The 20,476-nt window shown below is 64.4% G+C and carries 20 protein-coding genes; 7 read left to right on the top strand and 13 right to left on the bottom strand.

The genetic code is table 11. From position 1 onward, the window contains the following. Positions 1-116 precede the first annotated feature (116 nt). Genes PNAP_RS16160 through PNAP_RS16180 form a run of 5 tightly spaced genes read right to left on the bottom strand, consistent with a single transcriptional unit; the run spans position 117 to position 5,191 of the window. Entirely contained in the window at positions 117-1,919 is a 1,803-nt protein-coding gene (locus PNAP_RS16160) for a GspE/PulE family protein (RefSeq protein WP_011802608.1), read from the bottom strand. Between the two features lie 41 nt (positions 1,920-1,960). After that, complete coding sequence (locus tag PNAP_RS16165) at positions 1,961-2,728, bottom strand: spermine/spermidine synthase domain-containing protein (RefSeq protein WP_011802609.1); 768 nt, start codon at positions 2,726-2,728, stop codon at positions 1,961-1,963. A 57-nt stretch (positions 2,729-2,785) separates the two neighbouring features. Continuing rightward, a complete protein-coding gene (locus PNAP_RS16170) occupies positions 2,786-3,847 on the bottom strand; it encodes a tyrosine-type recombinase/integrase (protein WP_041376756.1) in 1,062 nt (353 codons plus the stop codon). Positions 3,848-3,851: 4 nt separating this feature from the next. Next, positions 3,852-4,349: a DNA-deoxyinosine glycosylase gene (locus PNAP_RS16175; RefSeq protein WP_011802611.1), complete on the bottom strand. Its 498-nt coding sequence runs from the start codon at positions 4,347-4,349 to the stop codon at positions 3,852-3,854. After that, entirely contained in the window at positions 4,343-5,191 is an 849-nt protein-coding gene (locus PNAP_RS16180; RefSeq protein ID WP_011802612.1) for a TatD family hydrolase, read from the bottom strand. Before PNAP_RS16180 ends, PNAP_RS16175 begins: the two co-directional genes overlap by 7 nt. Before the next feature lie 278 nt (positions 5,192-5,469). On the opposite strand from PNAP_RS16180, the gene PNAP_RS16185 reads away from it, so the two are divergent. The 4 genes from PNAP_RS16185 to PNAP_RS16200 all read left to right on the top strand — a co-directional run bounded on the left by PNAP_RS16185 (position 5,470) and on the right by PNAP_RS16200 (position 9,656). Then, positions 5,470-6,435, top strand: a complete 966-nt coding sequence (locus PNAP_RS16185; RefSeq protein ID WP_011802613.1) for a S1C family serine protease — start codon at positions 5,470-5,472, stop codon at positions 6,433-6,435. Positions 6,436-6,447: 12 nt separating this feature from the next. Continuing rightward, a complete protein-coding gene (locus tag PNAP_RS16190; RefSeq protein WP_011802614.1) occupies positions 6,448-7,467 on the top strand; it encodes an AAA family ATPase in 1,020 nt (339 codons plus the stop codon). Between the two features lie 116 nt (positions 7,468-7,583). Continuing rightward, positions 7,584-8,570: a DUF58 domain-containing protein gene (locus tag PNAP_RS16195; protein ID WP_011802615.1), complete on the top strand. Its 987-nt coding sequence runs from the start codon at positions 7,584-7,586 to the stop codon at positions 8,568-8,570. A 21-nt stretch (positions 8,571-8,591) separates the two neighbouring features. Next, positions 8,592-9,656 carry a VWA domain-containing protein gene (locus tag PNAP_RS16200; protein ID WP_011802616.1) on the top strand — a complete coding sequence of 355 codons (1,065 nt, stop codon included), beginning with the start codon at positions 8,592-8,594 and terminating at the stop codon, positions 9,654-9,656. A gap of 136 nt (positions 9,657-9,792) precedes the next feature. On the opposite strand, the gene PNAP_RS16205 is transcribed toward PNAP_RS16200, so the two are convergent. The 6 genes from PNAP_RS16205 to PNAP_RS16230 all read right to left on the bottom strand — a co-directional run bounded on the left by PNAP_RS16205 (position 9,793) and on the right by PNAP_RS16230 (position 14,362). Further along, the gene (locus PNAP_RS16205; protein ID WP_011802617.1) at positions 9,793-9,990 is read right to left on the bottom strand and encodes a hypothetical protein; all 198 of its coding nucleotides are present in this window, start codon (positions 9,988-9,990) and stop codon (positions 9,793-9,795) included. Positions 9,991-10,043: 53 nt separating this feature from the next. After that, the gene (locus PNAP_RS16210; protein WP_041377365.1) at positions 10,044-11,069 is read right to left on the bottom strand and encodes a patatin-like phospholipase family protein; all 1,026 of its coding nucleotides are present in this window, start codon (positions 11,067-11,069) and stop codon (positions 10,044-10,046) included. A 207-nt stretch (positions 11,070-11,276) separates the two neighbouring features. Continuing rightward, positions 11,277-12,605 (bottom strand): hypothetical protein, encoded by a 1,329-nt coding sequence (locus tag PNAP_RS16215; protein ID WP_041377366.1) that lies wholly within the window; start codon positions 12,603-12,605, stop codon positions 11,277-11,279. Positions 12,606-12,646: 41 nt separating this feature from the next. Beyond that, positions 12,647-13,399 (bottom strand): hypothetical protein, encoded by a 753-nt coding sequence (locus PNAP_RS16220; RefSeq protein ID WP_011802620.1) that lies wholly within the window; start codon positions 13,397-13,399, stop codon positions 12,647-12,649. A gap of 48 nt (positions 13,400-13,447) precedes the next feature. Continuing rightward, the gene (locus tag PNAP_RS16225) at positions 13,448-14,029 is read right to left on the bottom strand and encodes a hypothetical protein (protein WP_041377367.1); all 582 of its coding nucleotides are present in this window, start codon (positions 14,027-14,029) and stop codon (positions 13,448-13,450) included. Between the two features lie 57 nt (positions 14,030-14,086). After that, positions 14,087-14,362 (bottom strand): J domain-containing protein, encoded by a 276-nt coding sequence (locus PNAP_RS16230; protein WP_011802622.1) that lies wholly within the window; start codon positions 14,360-14,362, stop codon positions 14,087-14,089. A gap of 289 nt (positions 14,363-14,651) precedes the next feature. Here PNAP_RS16230 and PNAP_RS16235 point away from each other — a divergent pair, with 289 nt between their 5' ends. Continuing rightward, on the top strand, positions 14,652-15,149 hold the full coding sequence (locus PNAP_RS16235; RefSeq protein WP_011802623.1) for a hypothetical protein: 498 nt from the start codon (positions 14,652-14,654) through the stop codon (positions 15,147-15,149). Between the two features lie 93 nt (positions 15,150-15,242). Here PNAP_RS16235 and lolD read toward each other — a convergent pair whose 3' ends face one another. Together lolD and PNAP_RS16245 are read right to left on the bottom strand one after the other, a co-directional pair. Then, entirely contained in the window at positions 15,243-15,914 is a 672-nt protein-coding gene (gene lolD, locus PNAP_RS16240) for a lipoprotein-releasing ABC transporter ATP-binding protein LolD (protein ID WP_041376757.1), read from the bottom strand. Between the two features lie 277 nt (positions 15,915-16,191). Continuing rightward, the gene (locus PNAP_RS16245) at positions 16,192-17,448 is read right to left on the bottom strand and encodes a lipoprotein-releasing ABC transporter permease subunit (protein WP_011802625.1); all 1,257 of its coding nucleotides are present in this window, start codon (positions 17,446-17,448) and stop codon (positions 16,192-16,194) included. 34 nt (positions 17,449-17,482) lie between these two features. On the opposite strand from PNAP_RS16245, the gene PNAP_RS16250 reads away from it, so the two are divergent. Next, on the top strand, positions 17,483-18,457 hold the full coding sequence (locus tag PNAP_RS16250; protein ID WP_049763704.1) for a hypothetical protein: 975 nt from the start codon (positions 17,483-17,485) through the stop codon (positions 18,455-18,457). 46 nt (positions 18,458-18,503) lie between these two features. Next, a complete protein-coding gene (gene recJ, locus PNAP_RS16255) occupies positions 18,504-20,246 on the top strand; it encodes a single-stranded-DNA-specific exonuclease RecJ (protein WP_011802627.1) in 1,743 nt (580 codons plus the stop codon). Positions 20,247-20,476: the final 230 nt, after the last annotated feature.

Genomic DNA, 20,476 nt, shown 5'->3' on the forward strand with positions numbered 1-20,476 from the left:
ATTCAAAGGCCGTGGCAATGAATGTGGCTTTCACCTACATGGGGGTTACCCCTAGGCAGCCGGCACAAGCCCGAAAATCCCGGAGACAGGCCGGGCTTTTTCAGCCACGAATGCAATCAGGACAAGGGCGGCGTGGTGGCCAGGATTTCTTCCAGCGTGGTCAAGCCTTCAGCTACTTTCAAGGCTCCGGCCAGCCGCAGCGGACGCATGCCTTCGCTGATGGCCTGGCGGCGCAGCGCGTCCATGTTGGGCTCTTTTGAAACCTTCTCCTTGAAGGCTTCGGTCACCGTCAGCAATTCATACAGCCCCATCCGTCCCCGAAAACCGGTCATGCGGCAATCGACGCAGCCCACCGGCTTGTAAGGCCGGTAACTGCCGGTGATCTGCCAGGGCTTGACCAGCTCGGCCAGCGTTTCGCGCCTGGCGTTTTCATCCGGCTGGCGGCAGCTGCCGCACAGGGTGCGCACCAGCCGCTGCGCCAGCACGCCGAGCAGGGTCGCGTTGATCAGGTAGTTCGGCACGCCCAGCTCCATCAGCCGCGAGACCGCCGAGGGCGCGTCGTTGGTGTGCAGCGTGCTGAACACCAGGTGGCCGGTGAGCGCGGCCTGCACGGCCATTTCGGCGGTCTGCAAATCGCGGATTTCGCCCACCATGATGATGTCCGGGTCCTGCCGCATCAAGGAGCGCAGGCCTTCGGGAAAGCCGAAGTTCAGCATCGGCTGGACCTGCGTCTGGTTGAAGGCCGGCTCGATCATCTCAATCGGGTCTTCAATCGTGTTGATGTTGACCTCTTCGGTCGCCAGTCGTTTCAGCGTCGAATACAGCGTGGTGGTCTTGCCCGAGCCGGTCGGGCCGGTCACCAGCACGATGCCGTGCGGGCGCTTGACGAGCTGCTCCCAGCGCTCGGCGTCGTGCCGTGAAAACCCCAGCGCATCGAGGTTCTTGACGGTGGTGTCGGGGTCGAAAATGCGCATCACCATCTTTTCGCCAAAGGCCGTGGGCAGCGTGGACAGGCGCATTTCCACCTCGTCGCCGCGCGGGTTGCGCGTCTTGATGCGGCCATCCTGCGGCCGGCGCTTTTCCACCACGTCCATGCGCCCCAGCAGCTTGATGCGCGCCGTCATGGCGTTGTGAACGCCCATGGGCAGCTGGTACACCGGATGCAGGATGCCGTCGATGCGAAAGCGGATCACGCCCTGCTCGCGCCTAGGCTCCAGGTGGATGTCGCTGGCGCGCTGGTCAAAGGCGTACTGCCAGAGCCAGTCCACCACCTGCACCACGCCCTGGTCGTTGGCGTCGAGCTGCCGGTTGCTCTTGTTCAGCTCCACCAGCTGCTCGAAGCTGGCCGTGCTGGAGCCGCCGCTCGACTTGAGCGCGGCCTTGACCGATTTGGCGAGCGCGAAAAACTCGGCCGTGAACTTGCTGATCTCCAGCGGATTGGCCACCACCAGGCGCACGCTGCGCTTGGACTGGCGCTCGACCTCGGGCACCCAGTCGGTGACGAACGGGTCGGACGTGGCAATCACCAGCTCGTGCGCCGTGACCTGCACCGGCAGCACCTTGTGGCGCTCGGCATACACGGCCGACATGGAATCGGCCACCTTGCCCACATCGACCTTGAGCGGGTCGATGCGCAAATACTGCAGGCCCGCGCAGCCGGCCAGCCACTGGCTGATGGTTTCCACATCCAGCGGCTTGCCGTCGGCCACGCGCGTCATGCCGATGCTCGCCAGCCTGACGATGGGGTGCTGGGCGCTTTGCACCTGCGCACAGCGGGCAATGGTGCGTTGCGCGTCAACGGCGCTGATGATGCCGTCTTCCCCCAGCCATTCGACCAGCTTGCGCCAGTCCAGCGGGCCGGCATGCCGCCTGTGAGCGGGAGAATTCAGGGGTGGTTTGGGGGGCATGACGGCGCTCATGGAAGGCACTTTAAAGGACAGGCTGTTTTAAAAATGAAGCTTTACACCACCGGCTTGAAAAGCCGCAGCCACTTTTTGGCCGGCAAGTCCCAGCGCGATTCGATCACGCCAGCGCGCTGGAGCAGCTCGGCGCGCTCCGGCCGCGTCGGCTCGAACTGGGCCATGACCACCGTGTTGCCTTCGCGCGTCGGCCTGAAGGCCCAGATCGACTCCGGGCCAAAGGCCTCGGCCATCCTGGTCAGCGACTCCTCGAAGCTCGAATCCCGGCCGAACAGGTTGACCGTCATGATGCCGTCCTCGGTCAGCAGGTCGCGGCAGTTGGCATAAAAATCGGCGTCGTCGAGCACCGGCGCGGCCGCTTCATGGTCGTACAGGTCCACATGCAGCAGATCGACCGTGCCGTGGTGCGCGGTTTTTTTGATTTCATCGGCGGCATCGGCCTCGATGACATGCAGCCTGGCGTCATCGCGCGGCAGCTTGAACCAGATCCGGCAGGCGCTGACGACCTGCGGGTTGATCTCGATGGCGGTGGTTTTCATGCGCAGCTTCTTGTAGCAGAACTTGGTCAGCGCGGCCGACCCGAGCCCGAGCTGCATGGCGTGCTTCTTGGCGACCGTTTCGGCGTCGAGGAACAAGAGGCCGGCCATCATGCGCTGCACATACTCCAGTTCGATGTCGTAGGGCGCGTCGCGCAGCATCGAGCCCTGCACCCACTCGGTGCCCAGGTGCAGGAAGCGCACATCGCCGTAATCCGAAAAGTTGACTTCGGGCAGGTTCGAAGGAGGGGTCGCGTTGTCTTTTTTTGCCATGGGCTTGATCCTGATTCTGGTGATGGGCCTTGTGGCACACAGCCCGCTATTTTCGCCTTATGGCTGTTGACCGGCGCAATCAGGCGCGTCGCTGGCATGCACATGTTTGCGCAGGCGCAATAAAGCCTGTGCCTCGCGCAGCCCGGCGCGCGCCAGTATCTCGTCCTCGGGCACGCCGGCATCCAGCCAGCGAACGATGCACGAGTTGCGCAGCGTCATCGGACCGGCATGGGCCAGCACGGTGTCGGGGTAGCGCGGCCCCAGGGTGCTGCTGACATGGCGGTTGGCCAGGTGAAACAGCGCGCGCGGCGTCAGCCGGCCGGCCTTTTTGCGCGAGACAAACAGCGGCGTGCCGGCGTCCTGCGGCAGCGGCAGCGTGGCGCGCACCGTCAGCCAGGCCAGCACGGCGGCGCTGGCTTCGGCGGGCAGCGTGATGCGCCGGTCCTGCGCCTTGCGGGCGCCGCTGAGGTCGAGCATGACGGCCGCATCGGTCAAACCGGCTTCGGTTTCCCCCGCAGGCCACAACTCGCCCACGCCATGGCTGGAGGCCAGCCGGGGATGCCGCACGTCGCCGATGTCCAGCCCCGCCAGCTCGGCCACGGTCAGCGCCGACTGCATCATCAGCCGCAAGATTGCCTGGTCGCGCACTTCGAGCCACGGCTGGTCCGGCGGCGGCGGGTCAATCGGCGGCGGCACGGCCTGCAGCAGCGCATCCCAGTCGATGGCGTGAAAGACCAGCGAATCCATCTGCTCGGTCGGCGACACCGACGCGCCGGCATCGACCGGGTTGTCTTCAACCCACTGCTGCGCCTGGGCAAAGGCATAGATTTTTTTCAGCACCCGGTAGTAGCGGCGCTGGGTCACGGTGCTGACATGCAGCATGCCGCGCGCCTGTCCGCGCGGGCTCAGCGCTTCGAGGTAGGCGCGCACATCGGGCGATTTGGCCTGGTTCCAGGCCAGCGGGCCGTGCGCCAGCAAATACTCGGTCCAGCCGGCCCAGAGCGAATGGTAGGAAGCCAGCGAGCGCGGCGACAGGCCGCCCCTGCGCTGCGCGGCGCGCTCAAGCGCCCAGGCCTTGAAAACGCCCTCGGCGGTGGAAGGAAGCGGCAATGTGCTCATTGATTCAGACCAATCCATGTTTCTCGAAAACCTCGCGCCACGCGGCGAGCTTGCGCTCGAACGACCAGGACGCATTCGCCGGGCTGGTAGACGGCAGCCGATACACCGGCAGGCCCAGCAATTCGGTGTGGCGTGCATGCTTGAAACTTTCGCCGCCGTTGTGCGCAATCGCCTGCAATTCGGGACACCAGCGCCGCAGCTGCGCAAAATCATTCACCACCGGCTTGCGGATGCTGCTGTCCAGGCTGCCTTCGCGCTCGCAGGCCGCATACACGTCCCACACGCCCAAACCTCTGGCCAACAGCCATTCGCTACGAATTTTATAGCTATCAGCGCCCGTGGGCATTGCGCAAGATGGCCAAATGGCTTGCAAAATTCGCCAAAACTGGTTTTGCGGATGGCCGTAGTACTGCTGCGCCGCCAGGGACGCCGCACCCGGAAAGCTGCCCAGGATCAGCAGCCGGGTGTTGCTGGACACCAGCGGCGCCAGGCCGGTCAGCACGGCACCAGCCCCCTGAGCTTGGGAAAAGCCTGCAGCGCGTTGGCCGTGGTCGCCAGCGCCAGCGATTCATCGGGCATGCCGCGCAGTTGCGCCAGTACGCTGGCGATGCGCGGCAGTTCGCCCGGCTCGTTGCGGCCCTGGCCTTGCCCGTCTTCCCGCTGCCGGGCCGTGCGGTAAATCCAGTGCGGCGCAATGTCGGGCGAGTCGGTTTCCATCACCAGCGCGTCCAGCGGCAACCCGCTGGCCAGGCGCCTGATCTGCAAGGCCGACTCAAACGTCACGTTGCCGCCAAAACCGAGTTTCAGCCCCAGCTTGATAAATTCCGCTGCCTGTTGCTCGCTGCCGTTGAAGGCGTGGCCGATGCCAAGCCAGCCGCCTTCGGGCTTGAGTTCGCGCAGGTGCTTGAGCAGCTTGTCGGCCGAGCGCCGCACATGCAGCATCACCGGCAGGCCGTGCTTGCGCGCCAGCTTGAGCTGCTCGCGGTAAAAAAATTCCTGGCGTTCGCGCATCGGGCTTTGCTTGAGCGCCGGCGCGAAATAATCAAGCCCGATCTCACCGACCGCCACCAGTCGCGGGTCGTCTTTTCGCAGGGCCAGCTCCGCATCCAGCGCCTGCAAATCGGCATCCCGGGCCTCGGGCACGCACAGCGGGTGAATGCCCAGCGCGTAGCTGTCCGAGAACCGGTGCGCCAGCAGCCGGACCGCCTCGAAGTTGCCCACCGCCACGGCCGGCAGGACGCAATGCATCACGCCGCCAGCCGCCGCCCGCGCCCGGACATCGGCCAGGTCGGCGGAAAACTCGGAGGCGTCGAGATGGCAGTGCGTGTCGATCCAGGATGTCATGCAATAAACAAAAGAGAAGTCGTCAGCCGTTTTCGGAACATTGAAACACAAGTGAACACGACACGGCCACGCCTTGCATCCAGGCCCGCAAACCGCGCCTGCGCCAAGGCCGTTGCCGGGAGTAGCCTCTTCGGGTCATGGCATGAATTGAAACAAACCGAAAGCAGTTGTTACAGCCGGCCTTCGCGGATTTTCCAGGGGGTGCAGCAAACCGGAAATCGTGATACGGTGCATTCCTTGTCCCGTCAGTTCTTGACATTACCCTTACAGGTGAACGGATGCGAAGGCCTGCCCTTTACAGTAGCTCCAGCCGTACCGGCCACGCGCTGACTGATTCTGCGGACGCGTCCCCAACGGCCCCGGCTTCAAGCACATCAGGAAACGGCGCACCGCCTCCTCCCAGCCCGGCCAAACCTCCTTCACGCGCCACGCGCTTCATGCGCCATGTTGCGGCGCACAACATCCGCCTGCTCTGGTCGATGGTCGGACTGCTGGCCTTGATGCTGGCCATCAGCCTGTCTTTCTCGCTGCACCCGCCCGGCCACAAGCTGACCCAGAAGGACATCAACGCAGCGGTGCTGAAAACCCTGGAAACCACGGTCCTCCCTTCGCCGGCGGCCAAGGCCTACGACGCCATCATTCCTTCGGTCGTGCGCGTGGTGGGGCTGGGCAAGCCCGTCAAGAGCAAGGATGGCGACGAGCATTCGGACCGCAGCGTCGGCACCGGCGTGGTCATCGTGGACAAGGGCATTATCCTGACCAACCTGCATGTGGTGCAGGGCGCCGAAACCATCAAGGTCACCTTTTCCGATGGCCTGGAGTCCACCGCCAGCATCACCGGCGTGCAGCCGGAAAACGACCTGGCGGTGCTGCAGGCGCACAAGATTCCCGACGACATGATTGCCGCCACGCTGCGCTCCACCGCCGACCTGGCGCCCGGCGACCAGGTGGTGGCGGTGGGCTATCCCTTCGGCATCGGGCCATCGGCTTCCAGCGGCGTCATCTCGGGGCTGGGGCGCACCTTCCGCTCGCCCGAGGGCAAGCAGCAACTCACCAACCTGATCCAGTTCGATGCGGCCGCCAATCCCGGCAACTCGGGCGGCCCGCTGGTCACCATGGACGGCGAGGTGATCGGCATCGTGACGGCCATCTACAACCCCAACCAGCAGCGCTCCTTTGTCGGCATCGGTTTTGCCGTGCCGATTGAAAACGCCGCCTCGGCAGCCGGCGTGCCTCCTTTCTGAAAGGCTTTTTTCATGGATTCCAACCGCTTTGAGCAGCCGCCCGCCGGCCACGACACCGCGCAGCTGATGGAGCAAATCCTCTACGAGGTCAAGCGCGTGGTGGTCGGGCAGGACCGCTTCCTGGAGCGCGTCATGGTCGCCATCCTGGCGCAGGGCCACCTGCTGGTCGAAGGCGTTCCCGGGCTGGCCAAGACGCTGACGGTCAAGACCCTGGCCAACACCATTCAAGGCGACTTCAAGCGCATCCAGTTCACACCCGACCTGGTGCCGGCCGACCTGGTGGGCACGCGCATCTACAACCAGAAAACCGGCGATTTCAGCACCTCGCTGGGGCCGGTGTTCACCAATTTGCTGCTGGCCGACGAGATCAACCGCGCGCCGGCCAAGGTGCAAAGCGCGCTGCTCGAAGTGATGCAGGAGCGCCAGGTGACGATTGCCGGCATCAGCCACAAGGTGCCCTCGCCTTTCCTCGTCATGGCGACGCAGAACCCGATTGAAACCGAAGGCACCTACCCGCTGCCCGAGGCGCAGGTGGACCGCTTCATGATGAAGGTGCTGGTCGATTACCCGAGCGACGAGGAAGAGTTCGTCATCGTCCAGCGCGTCACCGGCCCGAAGGTAGAAGTGGCGGCGGTGGCGACCACCGAGCAGCTGGCCGCGCTGCAGGCCGAATGCCGGCGCGTCTATGTCGATCCGTCGCTGGTGCAGTACGCCGTGCGGCTGGTGTCAGCGACCCGCGACCCGGCAAAACATGGGCTCGATGAACTGGCCCGCTTCATTACCTTTGGCGCCAGCCCGCGCGCCACCATCAACCTGACCGAAGGCGCCCGGGCGCTGGCCATGCTGCGCGGGCGCGGCTACGCGCTGCCCGAAGACATGGCGGACCTGATCCCCGACGTGCTGCGCCACCGGCTGGTGCTGTCGTATGAAGCGCTGTCCGAAGGTTTTTCGGCCGACCAGATCGTCGGCCGGATCATGGCCAAGATTCCGCCACCCGCCAAACCCTTAGCCCATGAAAAACTCGCTGCGTAGTAGAGCCCCCACGCTCCCCACTTCGTGTGGTTCGCTGCCCCCCGAGGGGGCCGCCCCGCCTGCGGCCTGGCAAAGCCAGTTCCGCGGCCGGTACTTGGACGACCGGGGAATGCGCCATGCCTAAGCTTTCACAAGTTGTACAGACGCCGGCCTCCTCAACCCCTGCCGAAAGCGCGGACCAGTTGCTGCGCCGGCTCGAATGGACAGTGCTGCGCCGCCTCGACGGCCTGCTGCAGGGCGACTACCGCACGCTGCTGCGCGGCACCGGCATGGACCTGGCCGACCTGCGCGAATACCAGTACCACGACGACGTGCGGCATATCGACTGGAACGTGACGGCGCGGCTGCAGCAGCCGCATGTGCGCGTGTTCACCGAAGACCGCGAGATGAGCGCCTGGTTCCTGCTCGACCTGAGCCCGTCGATGGATTTCGGCTCCAGCGAGCAACGCAAGCGCCACGTATTAACCGACTTCGTCGCCGTGCTGGCACGCATGCTGACGAAGCACGGCAACCGCGTGGGTGCGCTGCTTTATGGCGCCGGCGTCGATGCGGCCATCCCGGCGCGCGGCGGGCGCCAGCATGTGCTGCACCTGCTGCACACCCTGCGCACGCGCCCCGAAGCCGCCAGCGCCGGCGCGACCCGCCTGCATGAACTGCTGGAGTCGGCCGCCAAGCTGGTGCGCCGGCGCTCCACGCTGTTCGTGGTGTCCGACTTCATCACCGAAGCCGGCTGGGAAAAGCCGCTGGGACTGCTGGCCCAGCGGCACGAGGTCGTCGCCGTGCGGCTGCTCGACCCGCTGGAGCTGGAATTGCCCGACCTGGGCCTGATTCCGATCACGGACGCCGAAACCGGCGAGCAGTTGCTCGTCGATACCCATGACGCCGGCTTTCGCAGGCGCTTTGCGCGCATCGCGGCCCAGCGCGAAGCCGAGTTGCGCCAAGCCCTGGCGCGGGCCGGCGTGGACACGCTCGAACTCTCGACCGATGACGACCTGGCAGGCGCCATCATGCGTTTTACCGACCTGCGCAAACAGCGCAGCCGTTTATCCGGTGCCCATGCGGCGGCAGGCAGGCTGCCGGCCCACCTGGCGCACGCCGGCTGAACCCTGCGTGAAGGAACTGCCATGAACCTTCCCGTCAACTTCCTCTGGCCCCAGTTCCTGTGGCTGCTGCTGGCGCTGCCGCTGCTGGTGGCGGTGTATGTGTGGTTGCTGCGGCGCAAGAAAAAGATGGCCCTGCGCTACGCCAGCCTGTCCATCGTGCGCGAAGCTATTGGGACGGGCCAGAGCGTTCGCCGGCACATTCCGCCGCTGCTGTTCCTGCTGTCGCTGGCGGTCATGCTGGTGGCCGCTTCGCGCCCGCTGGCCGTCATCACCCTGCCCTCGCAAAACGAAACCATCATCCTGGCCATGGACGTGTCGGGCAGCATGCGCGCCACCGATGTCCTGCCCAACCGGCTGGTGGCCTCGCAAAATGCCGCCAAGGCTTTCCTGGCCGATCTGCCGCGCAATGTGCGGGTCGGCGTGGTGGCCTTTGCCGGCACCGCCGCCGTGGTGCAGCCGCCCACCGTGAGCCGCGAAGACCTGACGGCGGCGATTGACAAGTTCCAGTTGCAGCGCGGCACGGCCATTGGCAACGGGATCATCGTGTCGCTGGCCGAACTGTTCCCCGAAGCCGGCATTGACCTGGAGTCGATGGAAAACAACCGGGAACGCAAGCACGGCCTGTCGCTGGACCAGGCCGGAAAAGACGACGGGAACGGCAAGAAAGCCTTCACCCCGGTTGCGCCCGGCTCCTACACCTCGGCCGCGATCATCCTGCTGACCGACGGCCAGCGCACCACCGGCATCGATTCGCTGGACGCCGCCAAGGTGGCCGCCGACCGGGGCATCCGCGTCTATACCGTGGGCGTGGGCACGGTCGAAGGCGAAACCATCGGTTTTGAAGGCTGGTCGATGCGCGTCAAGCTCGACGAGGAAACCCTCAAGGGCATTGCCCGCGCCACCCAGGCCGAATACTTTTATGCCGGCACGGCAACCGATCTGAAAAAGGTTTACCAAACCCTGAGTTCGCGGCTGACGGTGGAAAAAAAGGAAACCGAGATCTCGGGGCTGCTGGCACTGGCCGCCGCCGTCCTCGGCCTGCTGTCGGCCAGCCTGTCGCTACTGTGGTTCAACCGGATTCTTTGACTTCTCCGGGTTCACCACGTTTGGGCGCCCCGCATGGACGGCAGCCGGATTCCAGCGCTGACACGCTGTTTTTATGGCAAAAACAGCCTTTCGCGAAATACCAGCGCGCGCATATAGCTACTGTTTTTATAGCAAATCACTTCCTGGTGGTTTTTCTCTTGCGTGGCGCGGCAGCCGTGGGCGCTTTCGGCATCAGCGCATCGGTCCAGGCCTTGGTCATCTCTTTGGTGTTTTTGGCCGCTTCCCGCTTGACGGCGGCCGTGGCCTGCGCGCGGGCCGCGCCGGCGATCTTGTTGGCACCGCTCAGGAACATGCTCATAAACGGATTTTTCATGACAGAACTCCTTTCAAAAAAAGTCTATTTCGACGAAAACAAATTCGCCAGCGCTAATAAAACAATTCGGCCAGATCGACCGTCGAACGCCTGCCGATCTCGCCATGGTTCGCCTCCAGCCAGCCCCTGGCCCGCTCGCGGCCCAGGTTTCTCAGCAGTTCAAAAAACTGCATGTTCGCCGCCAGCTTGGTTTCGGTCTTGAACTCGTTCATCTGCTCCGGGGCGTCAATCACATGAAAGTTCGTCTGGACAAGGCGCCGTTCAAAGCGTCCGATGCGAAAAAACGATTCCTTTGCATACTCGCGCGCATGGGCAAACATGCGCATTTCCCGCAAAAAGGTGGAATTGAAGGCCAGCTCCAGCACCCGGTCCTTGATTTCCTGGGCGCTGTGCGGTGTGCCCTTGTGCTTCATGGGGGTGAGCAGCACCATCAGGATATCGCTGCTCTTGCATTCGTAGAACAGCGGATAGACCGCCGGATTGGCGGCATAGCCCCCGTCCCAGTAAGGCTCTCCGTCGATTTCGACCGGCCGCGCCATGGTCGGCAGGCAGGCCGAGGCCAGGATGGCTTCGGCGCTGATCTCGGGTGAGCGGAACAGCCGCACCTTGCCGGAGTTCGCATTCGTGGCGGCAATGAACAGCTTGACCGGGCTGTCGCCGCGCAGGCGCTCAAAATCGACCTGCGCCAGAAGAATGTCGCGCAAGGGGTTGAGATCGAAGGGGTTGAGCTGGTGCGGCGAAAAATAGTGCGCCCAGTGCATCATCATTTTCAGGGCGGGAAGCAGGCTGACGTTCTGGCCATCCAGGGACGGCACGGCCACCTCGAACGGCAGGCTGTCCGCCACCGAGGTCCAGAACCTGTGCAGCGCAGCGCGTGCGCCATCGCGGCCGCCGTCATTCAAGCCGTGGGCCAGAACGACGGCATTCATGGCGCCGGCACTGGTGCCGCTGACGCCTTCAAAGTCAACTCGGCCGTCTTCGAGCAGATGGTCCAGCACACCCCAGGTGAATGCACCGTGGGCGCCGCCGCCTTGCAAGGCCAGGCTGATGGGCTGTGGGCTACGTCTTTCAAAAAGCAAAGGCGCCTCCTGTCTGTCGTTATGCAATGCAATGGATGAACAAGCCCTTGGCTTCGGGGCAACGCATTCGGCGTGCCGGCCGCTTTCAACGCCCGGCTGAAACATGAATATGTTGCAGTGCAGCATACCATTGGACACACCCATCCGGCATGTCAGGAAATGTCCTGACAGGTCGAGAGGCGAGCGCTCAGCAGGCGCGGCGCCGGGTCACGCCGTCACATGGCATTCGCGCCGCAGCAGGGCCAGCGCATCCTTGAGCGCATAGGTTGAATCGCTTTGCAGCGTGGACTGGGCCTCGTCCATGAAGTCGGCCCACAGTTGGAGGTAGGCGTCCTGGTGCTGGACCGGGGCATGCTCCAGGATGTACTGGCGGGCCAGTTCCGGGCTGAAGGCGGCCTTGGCGCCCGGTTTTTGGATCTTGCGGACCAGGGCGGTTGCGGCTTTTTCGCTCAGGATCGTCTTGGGTGCGGCACCGGCCGCGACGCAGACCATCAGCGTCAGCAGCGAGCCGTCGTCGCAGTTGCCTCCGGTGACCTTGTCCCACGCCTGGGAGACGGAGCGTTCATGGTGGTCCATCTCGCTGGCGATGTCCTCGACCCAGAAATAGCGGCCCAGCAGCGGCGGATGATGGTCTTCGCTGTCGTTGGCGAACAGCGCCCGGACGGTCAGCGCGCTGTCCAGGATCTGCGGCAGGTCGGCCTGCACCGATTGCAGCACGGCCTGCACCACGTCCCTGAATTCATCGGGCAGGTTCGCAGGCAGCGCGAGCGATAGCGTCAGCGACCGGGCGCTGGCGCTGCTGGTTTTTCCGGCCTGCACGGCGGTGCGGGTTTTGGCCGCTCGGTACTTCTTGCGCAGCGCGGCGACCATTTTTTCAAACTCGACCCAATCGGGCATCTCGGTGCGCCGGGTGGCCATTGCCAGCAGCGCGGTGCGGATCACCGCCTCGGCGTGGGTGTGCGCCTCTTCGAGTTCCTCGGCGTCCATGCCCAGTTCCCCGGCCAGCCAGATGGCGGCGTCCTTTTCCTGCTGCAGCGGCCTGCGCCTGGCGAGTTCGGCCTGGTAGTCGGCAAAGCTCTTCAGCGACCACTCGGCCAGCCCTTTGGGCGGGCCGCCAGCCTCGGCACCGCTGTCCAAGCTGGCATGAAAGACGGTGCTCTCGGGCAGCGCCAGCAAGGCCTTGAGCAGGTCCGATCCGCCCTTGGAGCGCGACAAAAACGAATGGTCGCGCAGCGATTCGGCGGCCTGCCGCAAGTCACCGCCGCAACTGCTTTGCAGGTACAGGCTGACCAGGTTGACGATGCGGTCCTTCGCTTTTTCAAGGTCGGGCCGCAGGAACTCGTTGCCGAAGTAGCGCGCAATCTGCACCATGCCCTTGGGCGCATCGGTGCGGATGGCGTCAAGTTTTTCGCGGTCGATGATGCCGTTTTGCACGCCGAACTGCAGCGCCTTTTCAAAGAACGGGCGCGCATCGTAGAGCGAGACCGAAGCGGGCGAAGTCGGCGAAGCAGTCGGAGCGGTGGCTGAAGGGTGCATGGGCATCGTGAAATAGGGTTGCGGTGCGGGCCGGGCCGGCCTCAGATGGCCGATTCCTCGTCCGACTCGCGGGCCGCCGGCGTGGCCCGGCCCCGGTCGGTGTCGCCGGTCTCGACCTTGCCGTCGTCGTCCTGCATCTCGTCGTCCTCTTCCTCGTCAAGGCCAAGATCATGCGCGCGCGCCTTGGCCCGCAGCACGGTGAGCATTTCGATGAACAGGTCCGGGATCTCGTAGCGCAGCAGCCAGGCCAGCTCCATCCAGTCATGGTCGGAAATCTCGTCCTGTTCGACACGCGGTTTTTCATAGGCCACCGCCTGCAGGTCGGCCTTGGAACGCAGCTCGCCGGTGTCCTTCATCGCATCGAAGGTGCCGTTGCAGGCAAAGGCCTCGATGCGGTCCCATTTCTCGGTGAAATAGTCGGCCAGCGCTTCGCTGCCGCCTTCGAGGTCGCCGATGGCCGTCAAAAACTCCAGCGGATCGGCGTCTTCGCGAAAAATGATGGCGTTCATCATGCCGCGCAGGTGGGTGCGCGTCAGGTCCTTGTACTGCTTTTCAATCACCACCGCGCGCGCGAACTGCTCGGGCGTGACCAGCAGGTTGACGATGGATTCTTTCGAGTTGTCGTATTCGCGGATGACCGCCAGGATGTCCTTGGCCGGCAGCAGGTCCAGCACCACCATCAGCGCGCTATCACCCTCGGTGTCGGCCAGCTCGACCAGCGCGGACTCGGCGCCCACGATGTCGCCGGCGGCAATCAGGGTCTGGGTTTTTTCAATCAGGGCTAAATGGTTCATAAGGGCTTGAAGTCGCTTGGTTTGATTTTTTGGCGGTGCATCCGCCGGTCAGTCTTTGCGGTCAAAGCCATGCCCTTCGAGCCAGCTGGCACCAGCCGCGTCGCGGTCTCTGGCGTCGCCGCGCACCTCATCGCTTTCGTGATCGTCGAAATCGTCCGGCCCATCGGTGTCGTCGTCGTCGTCGTCGCCGTCATCGCTGTCTTCGTCGCGGGCCTCGCCGCCCTGCCCGGCGAACGCTGCCACCGGCTTGCCCGCCATGTAGTGCAGGCCCGCCGCCAGCGTCAAAAACCATTCGCCTTTTGGCGCCTGCAGGATGACCTGGACCAGTTCGCGCGTCCACGGCGCCAGTTCGATGCCGCCTGACAGGCTGCTCCATTCGGGGAATTCATCGGCTTCGTGGCTGAGCAGGTGGTCCATCGCGGCAGGCTGGCTGAAGGCAAAGCCCTGGTGAAAGATGACCGCCACCATCTCGGGGCTGAGTTCCATCATCTGCACCAGGAAGCCGATTTCCTTGCGTTTGGCGGCCAGCCGCTGGCGCAGCACGTCGCGGCCGTCGGAATCAAAGGTCAGGTCATCCATTTCAGCCTGGTAGGCCGAATGCAGGTTGATAAAGAAGGGGGAAATGTTCATAAGGCCGGGGGTTTTCATGTCATGGGCTTTGCGCTGGCCCAGCGATCAGATCAAGGATCAGAGCAGTTGGTTGAAATAAGGGGTCCAGATTTCCCGCGCCGTCTCCAGCGGGCTGTCGAGCAGGTTGCGGCGTCGGTTGTCGTCATAGGCCTGGCGCCTGTCGGCGTCGGACAGCACTTCATACGCCTGCTGGACCGCCCGGAAGCGCGCTGGCGCAGCGGGCGCCGCGTTTTTGTCGGGATGCCAGAAGGACGCTTTCTGGCGAAATGCTTTTTTGACATCAGCCAGCGTCGCCGCGCTGCTGAGCCCCAGGGTGGTGTAGTGATCGGTCATGCGTGCGTGAGTGTGGCGTTGTTCTGAAAGCGCAGGCGATGGGCTGGCACAGCTTTGATGTCAGGCTGGCATCAACTCCGGAGGAGCCCACCGAAATGCGCAAGGCGCCGGGCCGGTGATTATGCTTGACCAGCGCTCGCTGGCCTGTTTGAAATGAAATCGCCGCACGCTGCGTCGGCATTCAAGTTGCAACGCCATGTAAGCATGGTCAACTGATGGCTACCCTGCCTCGTTAATAGCTTGTATGTAACGAAATCGTTTCATCAATTAATTTAACCTAAAGGCTTTTATGAACAAGTTGCTCGCTACCCTGATCGCCGGTCTGTTTGTTTCGGGCGCATTCGCCCAGGCGCCTGCGGCTCCAGCCACGATGCCTGCCGCCACCCCGGCCGTCGTGAAGGCAGAAGTCAAGGCTGACAATGCAGCGGTCAAAGCTGTCGCCGCCGAAGCCAAGGTCGATGCCAAGGCAGACGCCAAGGTGGAAAAAGCCGACATGACCGCCAGCAAAACCAAGGTCAAGGCAAAAGCCAAAGCGCACAAGGCCAAGTCAAAAGCCCATGCAAAAGCCGTCAAAGCCGCGCCGCAAGACAAGGTAGCGGCTGAAGCCAAGGCTGAAAAAGTCGATGTGAAGGCCGATGCCAAAGCCGACAAGGCCGTGGTCAACGCCACCGCCAAGGCCGACAAGGTCAAGGTTGAAGCCAAGGCCGACAAGATGAATGCCGCCACCGAAACCGCAGCGGTGAAGGCCGAAGGCAAGGCTGATGTGAAAGCTGCAACCGTCAAGTAATTGACGCTTGCGCTTCCCTGAAAAGACAGGCCTTGGCCTGTCTTTTTTTATGGCCGGACGCGTTTGTCAGCGCCCATCAAACGCTGGCCCTCTTTAATCCGCCTCAGACAGCTTGCCCAGCACCAGCCGCAACTGCCGCCCGCAGCGCGCGGCCAGCGCCTCGTCGTGCGTCACCATCACGAACGCCGTGCCGTGCTCGCGGGCCAGCTTGAGCATCAGCTGGAACACGCCGTCGGCGGTGACGCGGTCCAGGTTGCCGGTGGGCTCGTCGGCCAGCACGCAGGCCGGCTGCGTGACCAGGGCGCGGGCGATGGCCACGCGCTGGCGCTCGCCGCCCGACAACTCCGCCGGGCGGTGGTAGATGCGGTCTTCCAGGCCAACGCTGGCCAGCATTTTGGTCGCGATCCGCGCGCATTCATCGCGCGGCAGGCGACGAATCCACAGCGGCATGGCGACGTTGTCGAGCGCGCTGAACTCGGGTAGCAAGTGGTGGAACTGATAGACAAAGCCGAGGTGCCGATTGCGCAATTCACCTTGGCTGGCAGGCGACAGGCTGGACAGGAGTTGCCCCTTCAGCTCGACCTGCCCGCTGGTCGGCGCATCCAGCCCGCCCATCAAATGCAGCAGCGTGCTTTTGCCCGAACCCGAGGTGCCGACGATGGCCAGGGTTTCGCCACGATGCACCTGCAGGTCCACGCCCTGCAGCACGGTCACGTCAAGCCGGCCTTCGGTGAAGCGCTTGGTCAGGGCGCTGGCGCGCAGCACGACTTCGCCTTGCGGTTGGGCGGGTTCGGGGAGGCCCCCATCCCGGCCTTCCCCCAGCGGGGGAAGGAGTAAATCGGATTCGGACGCGTGTCCATCCAAGTTGGGGCCGCGGATCCGGCTTTGCCGGTCCGCAGGCGCAGCGGCCCCCTCGGGGGGCAGCGAACCACTCGAAGAGGGGAGCGTGGGGGTCAGTCGTCCCGCCGACAGGCCGCCCTTAGGCGGGACAGCCCCCTCGGGGGGCAGCGAACCACACGAAGTGGGGAGCGTGGGGGTCATATCATTCATAGCGCAGGGCCTCCGCCGGGTTCACGCGGCTGGCGCGCCAGCTCGGGTAGATGGTTGCCAGGAAAGCCAGCACCAGCGAGATCACGACAATCGGCATGATGTCGGCGTACTGCGGCTCGCTGGGCATGCGGCTGATGAGGTAGATGTCTTTCGGCAAGAAGCTGGCGTTCAGCAGCCGCTCCAGCGCCGGAACGATCACGTCGATGTTGAAGGCGATGCCAAGGCCCAGCAGCAGGCCCGACAGCGTGCCGATCACGCCGACCATCGCGCCCTGCACCATGAACACGCCCATGATGCTTTTCGGGCTGGCGCCCAGCGTGCGCAGGATGGCGATGTCGGCGCGCTTGTCGGTCACCGTCATCACCAAGGTGCTGACCAGGTTGAAGGCCGCCACCGCGACGATCAGCGTCAGGATGATGAACATCATGCGTTTTTCCAGCTCGACGGCGGCAAACCAGGTCTTGTTCTGCCGCGTCCAGTCGCGGATCAGCAGGTCGCCGCTCAGGGTCTGCGACAGCTCCAGTGCCACCTGCCGCGCCTGGTGCAGGTCCTTGAGCTTGATGCGGATGCCGGTCGGCCCTTCGAGCCGGAAGATCTTGGCCGCGTCGTCCTGGTGCATCATGACCAGCGCCGAGTCGTATTCAAAATGGCCCGAGTCAAAGGTGCCGACCACGGTCATGGTTTTCAGGCGCGGCACGACGCCGGCCGGCGTGACCTGGCCGCTGGGTGCGATCAGCGTGACGGTGTCGCCCTCGCGCACGCCCATGGCGCGCGCCAACTCGCCGCCCAGCACCACGCCGAACTGGCCGCTGACGAGCTTGGGAAACGAGGTTTTTTCCAGTTCCACGGCCAGGTCGGTGACCTGCCCTTCGAGCGCCGGGTCAATGCCCCGAACCATGGTGCCTTTCATGTCCTCTCCGCGCGCCAGCAATGCCTGGGCAGCTATGAAAGTTGCAGCGCCCACGACATTCGGATTGGCCCGGATCTCGGCCAGCGTTTTCTGCGGATCGGCCAGCGCGCCGCCACCGGGCGCGAACACCTCGATGTGCGAGATCACGCCCAGCATACGGTCGCGGACTTCCTTTTGAAAGCCGTTCATCACGCTCAGCACGATGATCAGCGCCGCCACGCCCAGCGCAATGCCGAGCATGGAAACGCCGGAAATAAAGGATATAAAACCGTTGCGCCGGGTGGCGCGGCCGGCGCGGGTGTAGCGCCAGCCCAAAATCAGCTCATAGGGAATTTGCATGGCAGCGATTGTGGCATCCCGGACAATAGCGCCGATGCACCCCCTTTCACCGACCCATTTGCTGATTCCTTTTGCCGCCTGCAGCGCCGAGGCCTGGCTGCCGACCGTGCAGGCCCTGCCGCCGGACAGCTTCAAGCGCCTGGGCCAATTGCTGCAGGGCATGAAGCTGGTGGAAAACGACACGCAAAACCCCGAATCGCTGTCGCCGCCCCACGAGCGCGCACTGGCCCGCGCGCTCGGCCTGGCGACACTGCAAACCCCGGACGGCCTGATGCCCTGGGCCGCGAGCGACGCGGCGCAACACCTGCAGGCCGGCCACGGCAAGGCCTGGGCCTGGATCACGCCCTGCCACTGGGCGATGGGCCATCTGCATGCCACGCTGAGCGACCCGGCGATGCTGGAATTGCCGGAAAGCGAATCGCGCGCCCTGCTGGCCATCATGCAGCCCTACTTTGAAACCGACGGCATCACGCTGCACTACCTGAGCGCCGGGCGCTGGCTGGCCGAGGGCGAACTGTTTCGCGACCTGCCTACCGCCTCGCTGGACCGGGTGCTGGCGCGCAATGTCGATGCGTGGCTGCCGGGCAGCGCGCAGGCCAGGCCGCTGCGCCGCCTGCAAAACGAAATCCAGATGCTGCTGTACATCCACCCATTCAACGACGCACGGGAAATGCAGCGCCAAGTGCCGGTCAATTCCTTCTGGATCAGCGGCACGGGGGACTTGCCTGCTCCAACCGAACAGCCAAAGGAGCAAGTCAGCGCACCGCGCAGTCTGGCGCAGGCAGTTTTCAGGGAAGACTGGGCCGGCTACGCACAGGCCTGGGCAACGCTGGACGCTGGCGAGATCGCTGCCCTGCTGGCCCGCCAGCGCGCCGGCGAAAACGTGCGGCTGACGCTGTGCGGCGAGCACAGCGCACAGACCTTCGAGACCCACCGGGCCGGCCTGTTGACCCGGATTTCAAGTCTTTTAAGCCCTCTGCGCACGCTGGACGTTCTCAAGCAGCTATAAAAATCATAGTAACCATCCCGATCAACACAAACTCAATCACCACACCATGAAAATCCAGGTACGCGACGTGCCCCCGCGCAGCCTCTGGGCGCTGCAGCAGGCCGGCATCCATCCTTTGCTGGCGCAGTTGTATGCGGCGCGCGGCGTCCATGCGGCGGCAGAACTTGACGACGGGCTGGCCCGGCTGCTGCCGCCCTCATCGCTCAAGGGTGCGCGCGAAGCGGCCATCCTGCTGGCCGATGCGATGGCCGCAGGCAAGCACATCTGCGTGGTCGCCGACTACGACTGCGACGGCGCCACCGCCTGCGCCGTGGCGCTGCGCGGCCTGAAGCTGCTGGGCGCCACAAACGTCGGCTACCTCGTTCCCGACCGGGTGGTTGACGGCTACGGCCTGACCGCGCCGATTGCCGAGCGCGTCAAGGCGACCGGCGCCGATGTGCTGGTCACCGTGGACAACGGCATTGCCAGCATCGACGGCGTGGCGCGCGCCAAGGCGCTGGGCCTGCAGGTGCTGGTGACCGACCACCATTTGCCCGCGCTGTTCAACGAAAAAATCGGCCTGCCCGACGCCGACGTGATCGTCAACCCGAATCAGCCCGGCTGCGGCTTTGAAAGCAAGTCCATGGCCGGCGTTGGCGTGATGTTTTACGTGCTGCTGGCGCTGCGCGCCGAATTGCGCGAGCGCGGCGCGTTTGACGCAGCCCATCAGCCCAAGCTCGACACGCTGCTGCCGCTGGTCGCACTGGGTACGGTGGCCGATGTCGTCAAGCTGGACGCCAACAACCGCCGCCTGGTGGCGCAGGGCCTCAAGCGCATCCGGGCCGGCGCCCTGCCCGCCGGCATCGCCAGCCTGTTCAAGGCCGCCGGCCGCCAGGCGCCCGCCGCGACGACCTTCGATTTCGGTTTCGCGCTCGGCCCGCGCATCAATGCCGCCGGCCGGCTGGCCGACATGCGGCTGGGCATCGAATGCCTGCTGACCGACGACCCAGCACGCGCCGACGAGCTGGCGCAGATGCTCGACGGCATCAACCGCGAACGCCGCCAGATCGAGTCCGGCATGCGCGACCAGGCGCAACTGGCGGCCGACGCGATGATCGACGAGGACGAGGAACCGCCGCCAGCGATTGCGATTTTTGACCCCGAATTCCATGAAGGCGTGGTCGGCATCGTCGCCTCGCGCATCAAAGACAAGCTGCACCGGCCGACCTTTGTGTTCGCCGCCAGCCAGGCGCCGGGCAAGGAGCATGAACTCAAGGGCTCGGGCCGCTCGATTCCGGGTTTTCACCTGCGCGATGCGCTGGACCTGGTCGCCAAGCGCCATCCGGGCGTGCTGCTGCGCTTTGGCGGCCATGCGATGGCGGCCGGCTGCACGATTGCCGAGGAAAATTTCGAGGCCTTCGAGTACGGGCTGCAGCAGGTGGCCCGTGAATGGCTGGACGCCGCCACCCTGACGCGCCGGCTGGAAACCGACGGCCCGCTGGCGCCCGAATACCGGCGCGCCGACCTGGTCGATACGCTGCACAAGGAAGTCTGGGGCCAGGGCTTTGCCGCGCCCACCTTCAGCGAAGAGGTCGAGGTGGTGTCGCAGCGGCTGGTCGGTGACGACAAGCATTTGTCCCTAAAGCTCAAGCACCGGGGAGAGCCGGTGGACGGCATCTGGTTCGGTCACACCGACGCCCTGCCGGCGCGCGTCACGCTGGCGTTCCGGCTCGATACCAATGAGTGGAAAGGCATCCGGCGCGTGCAGTTTCTCATCGAAGCGGCGGAAATCCGGCCCCAGGAGCGATAAGGGACTTGTCCGACGATTTTTGAGTCGGACTGCCTACAGGCATTTGCAGGGACGGCAGCCATGATCGGTATTCAGAAGGCGTCCGCATCGGAACGCCCGTCATTCCACAGAGGACATCATCATGAACACCATCATCTACATCGTCGGCCTGGTCGTCATCATCGGCGTGATCCTGTCGTATTTCGGACTGCGTTAAAACCAGCCCAAGGAACAGATTCATTGATGCTACT

Origin of the sequence: Polaromonas naphthalenivorans CJ2, from assembly GCF_000015505.1 — a bacterium.
GTDB lineage: Bacteria > Pseudomonadota > Gammaproteobacteria > Burkholderiales > Burkholderiaceae_C > Polaromonas > Polaromonas naphthalenivorans.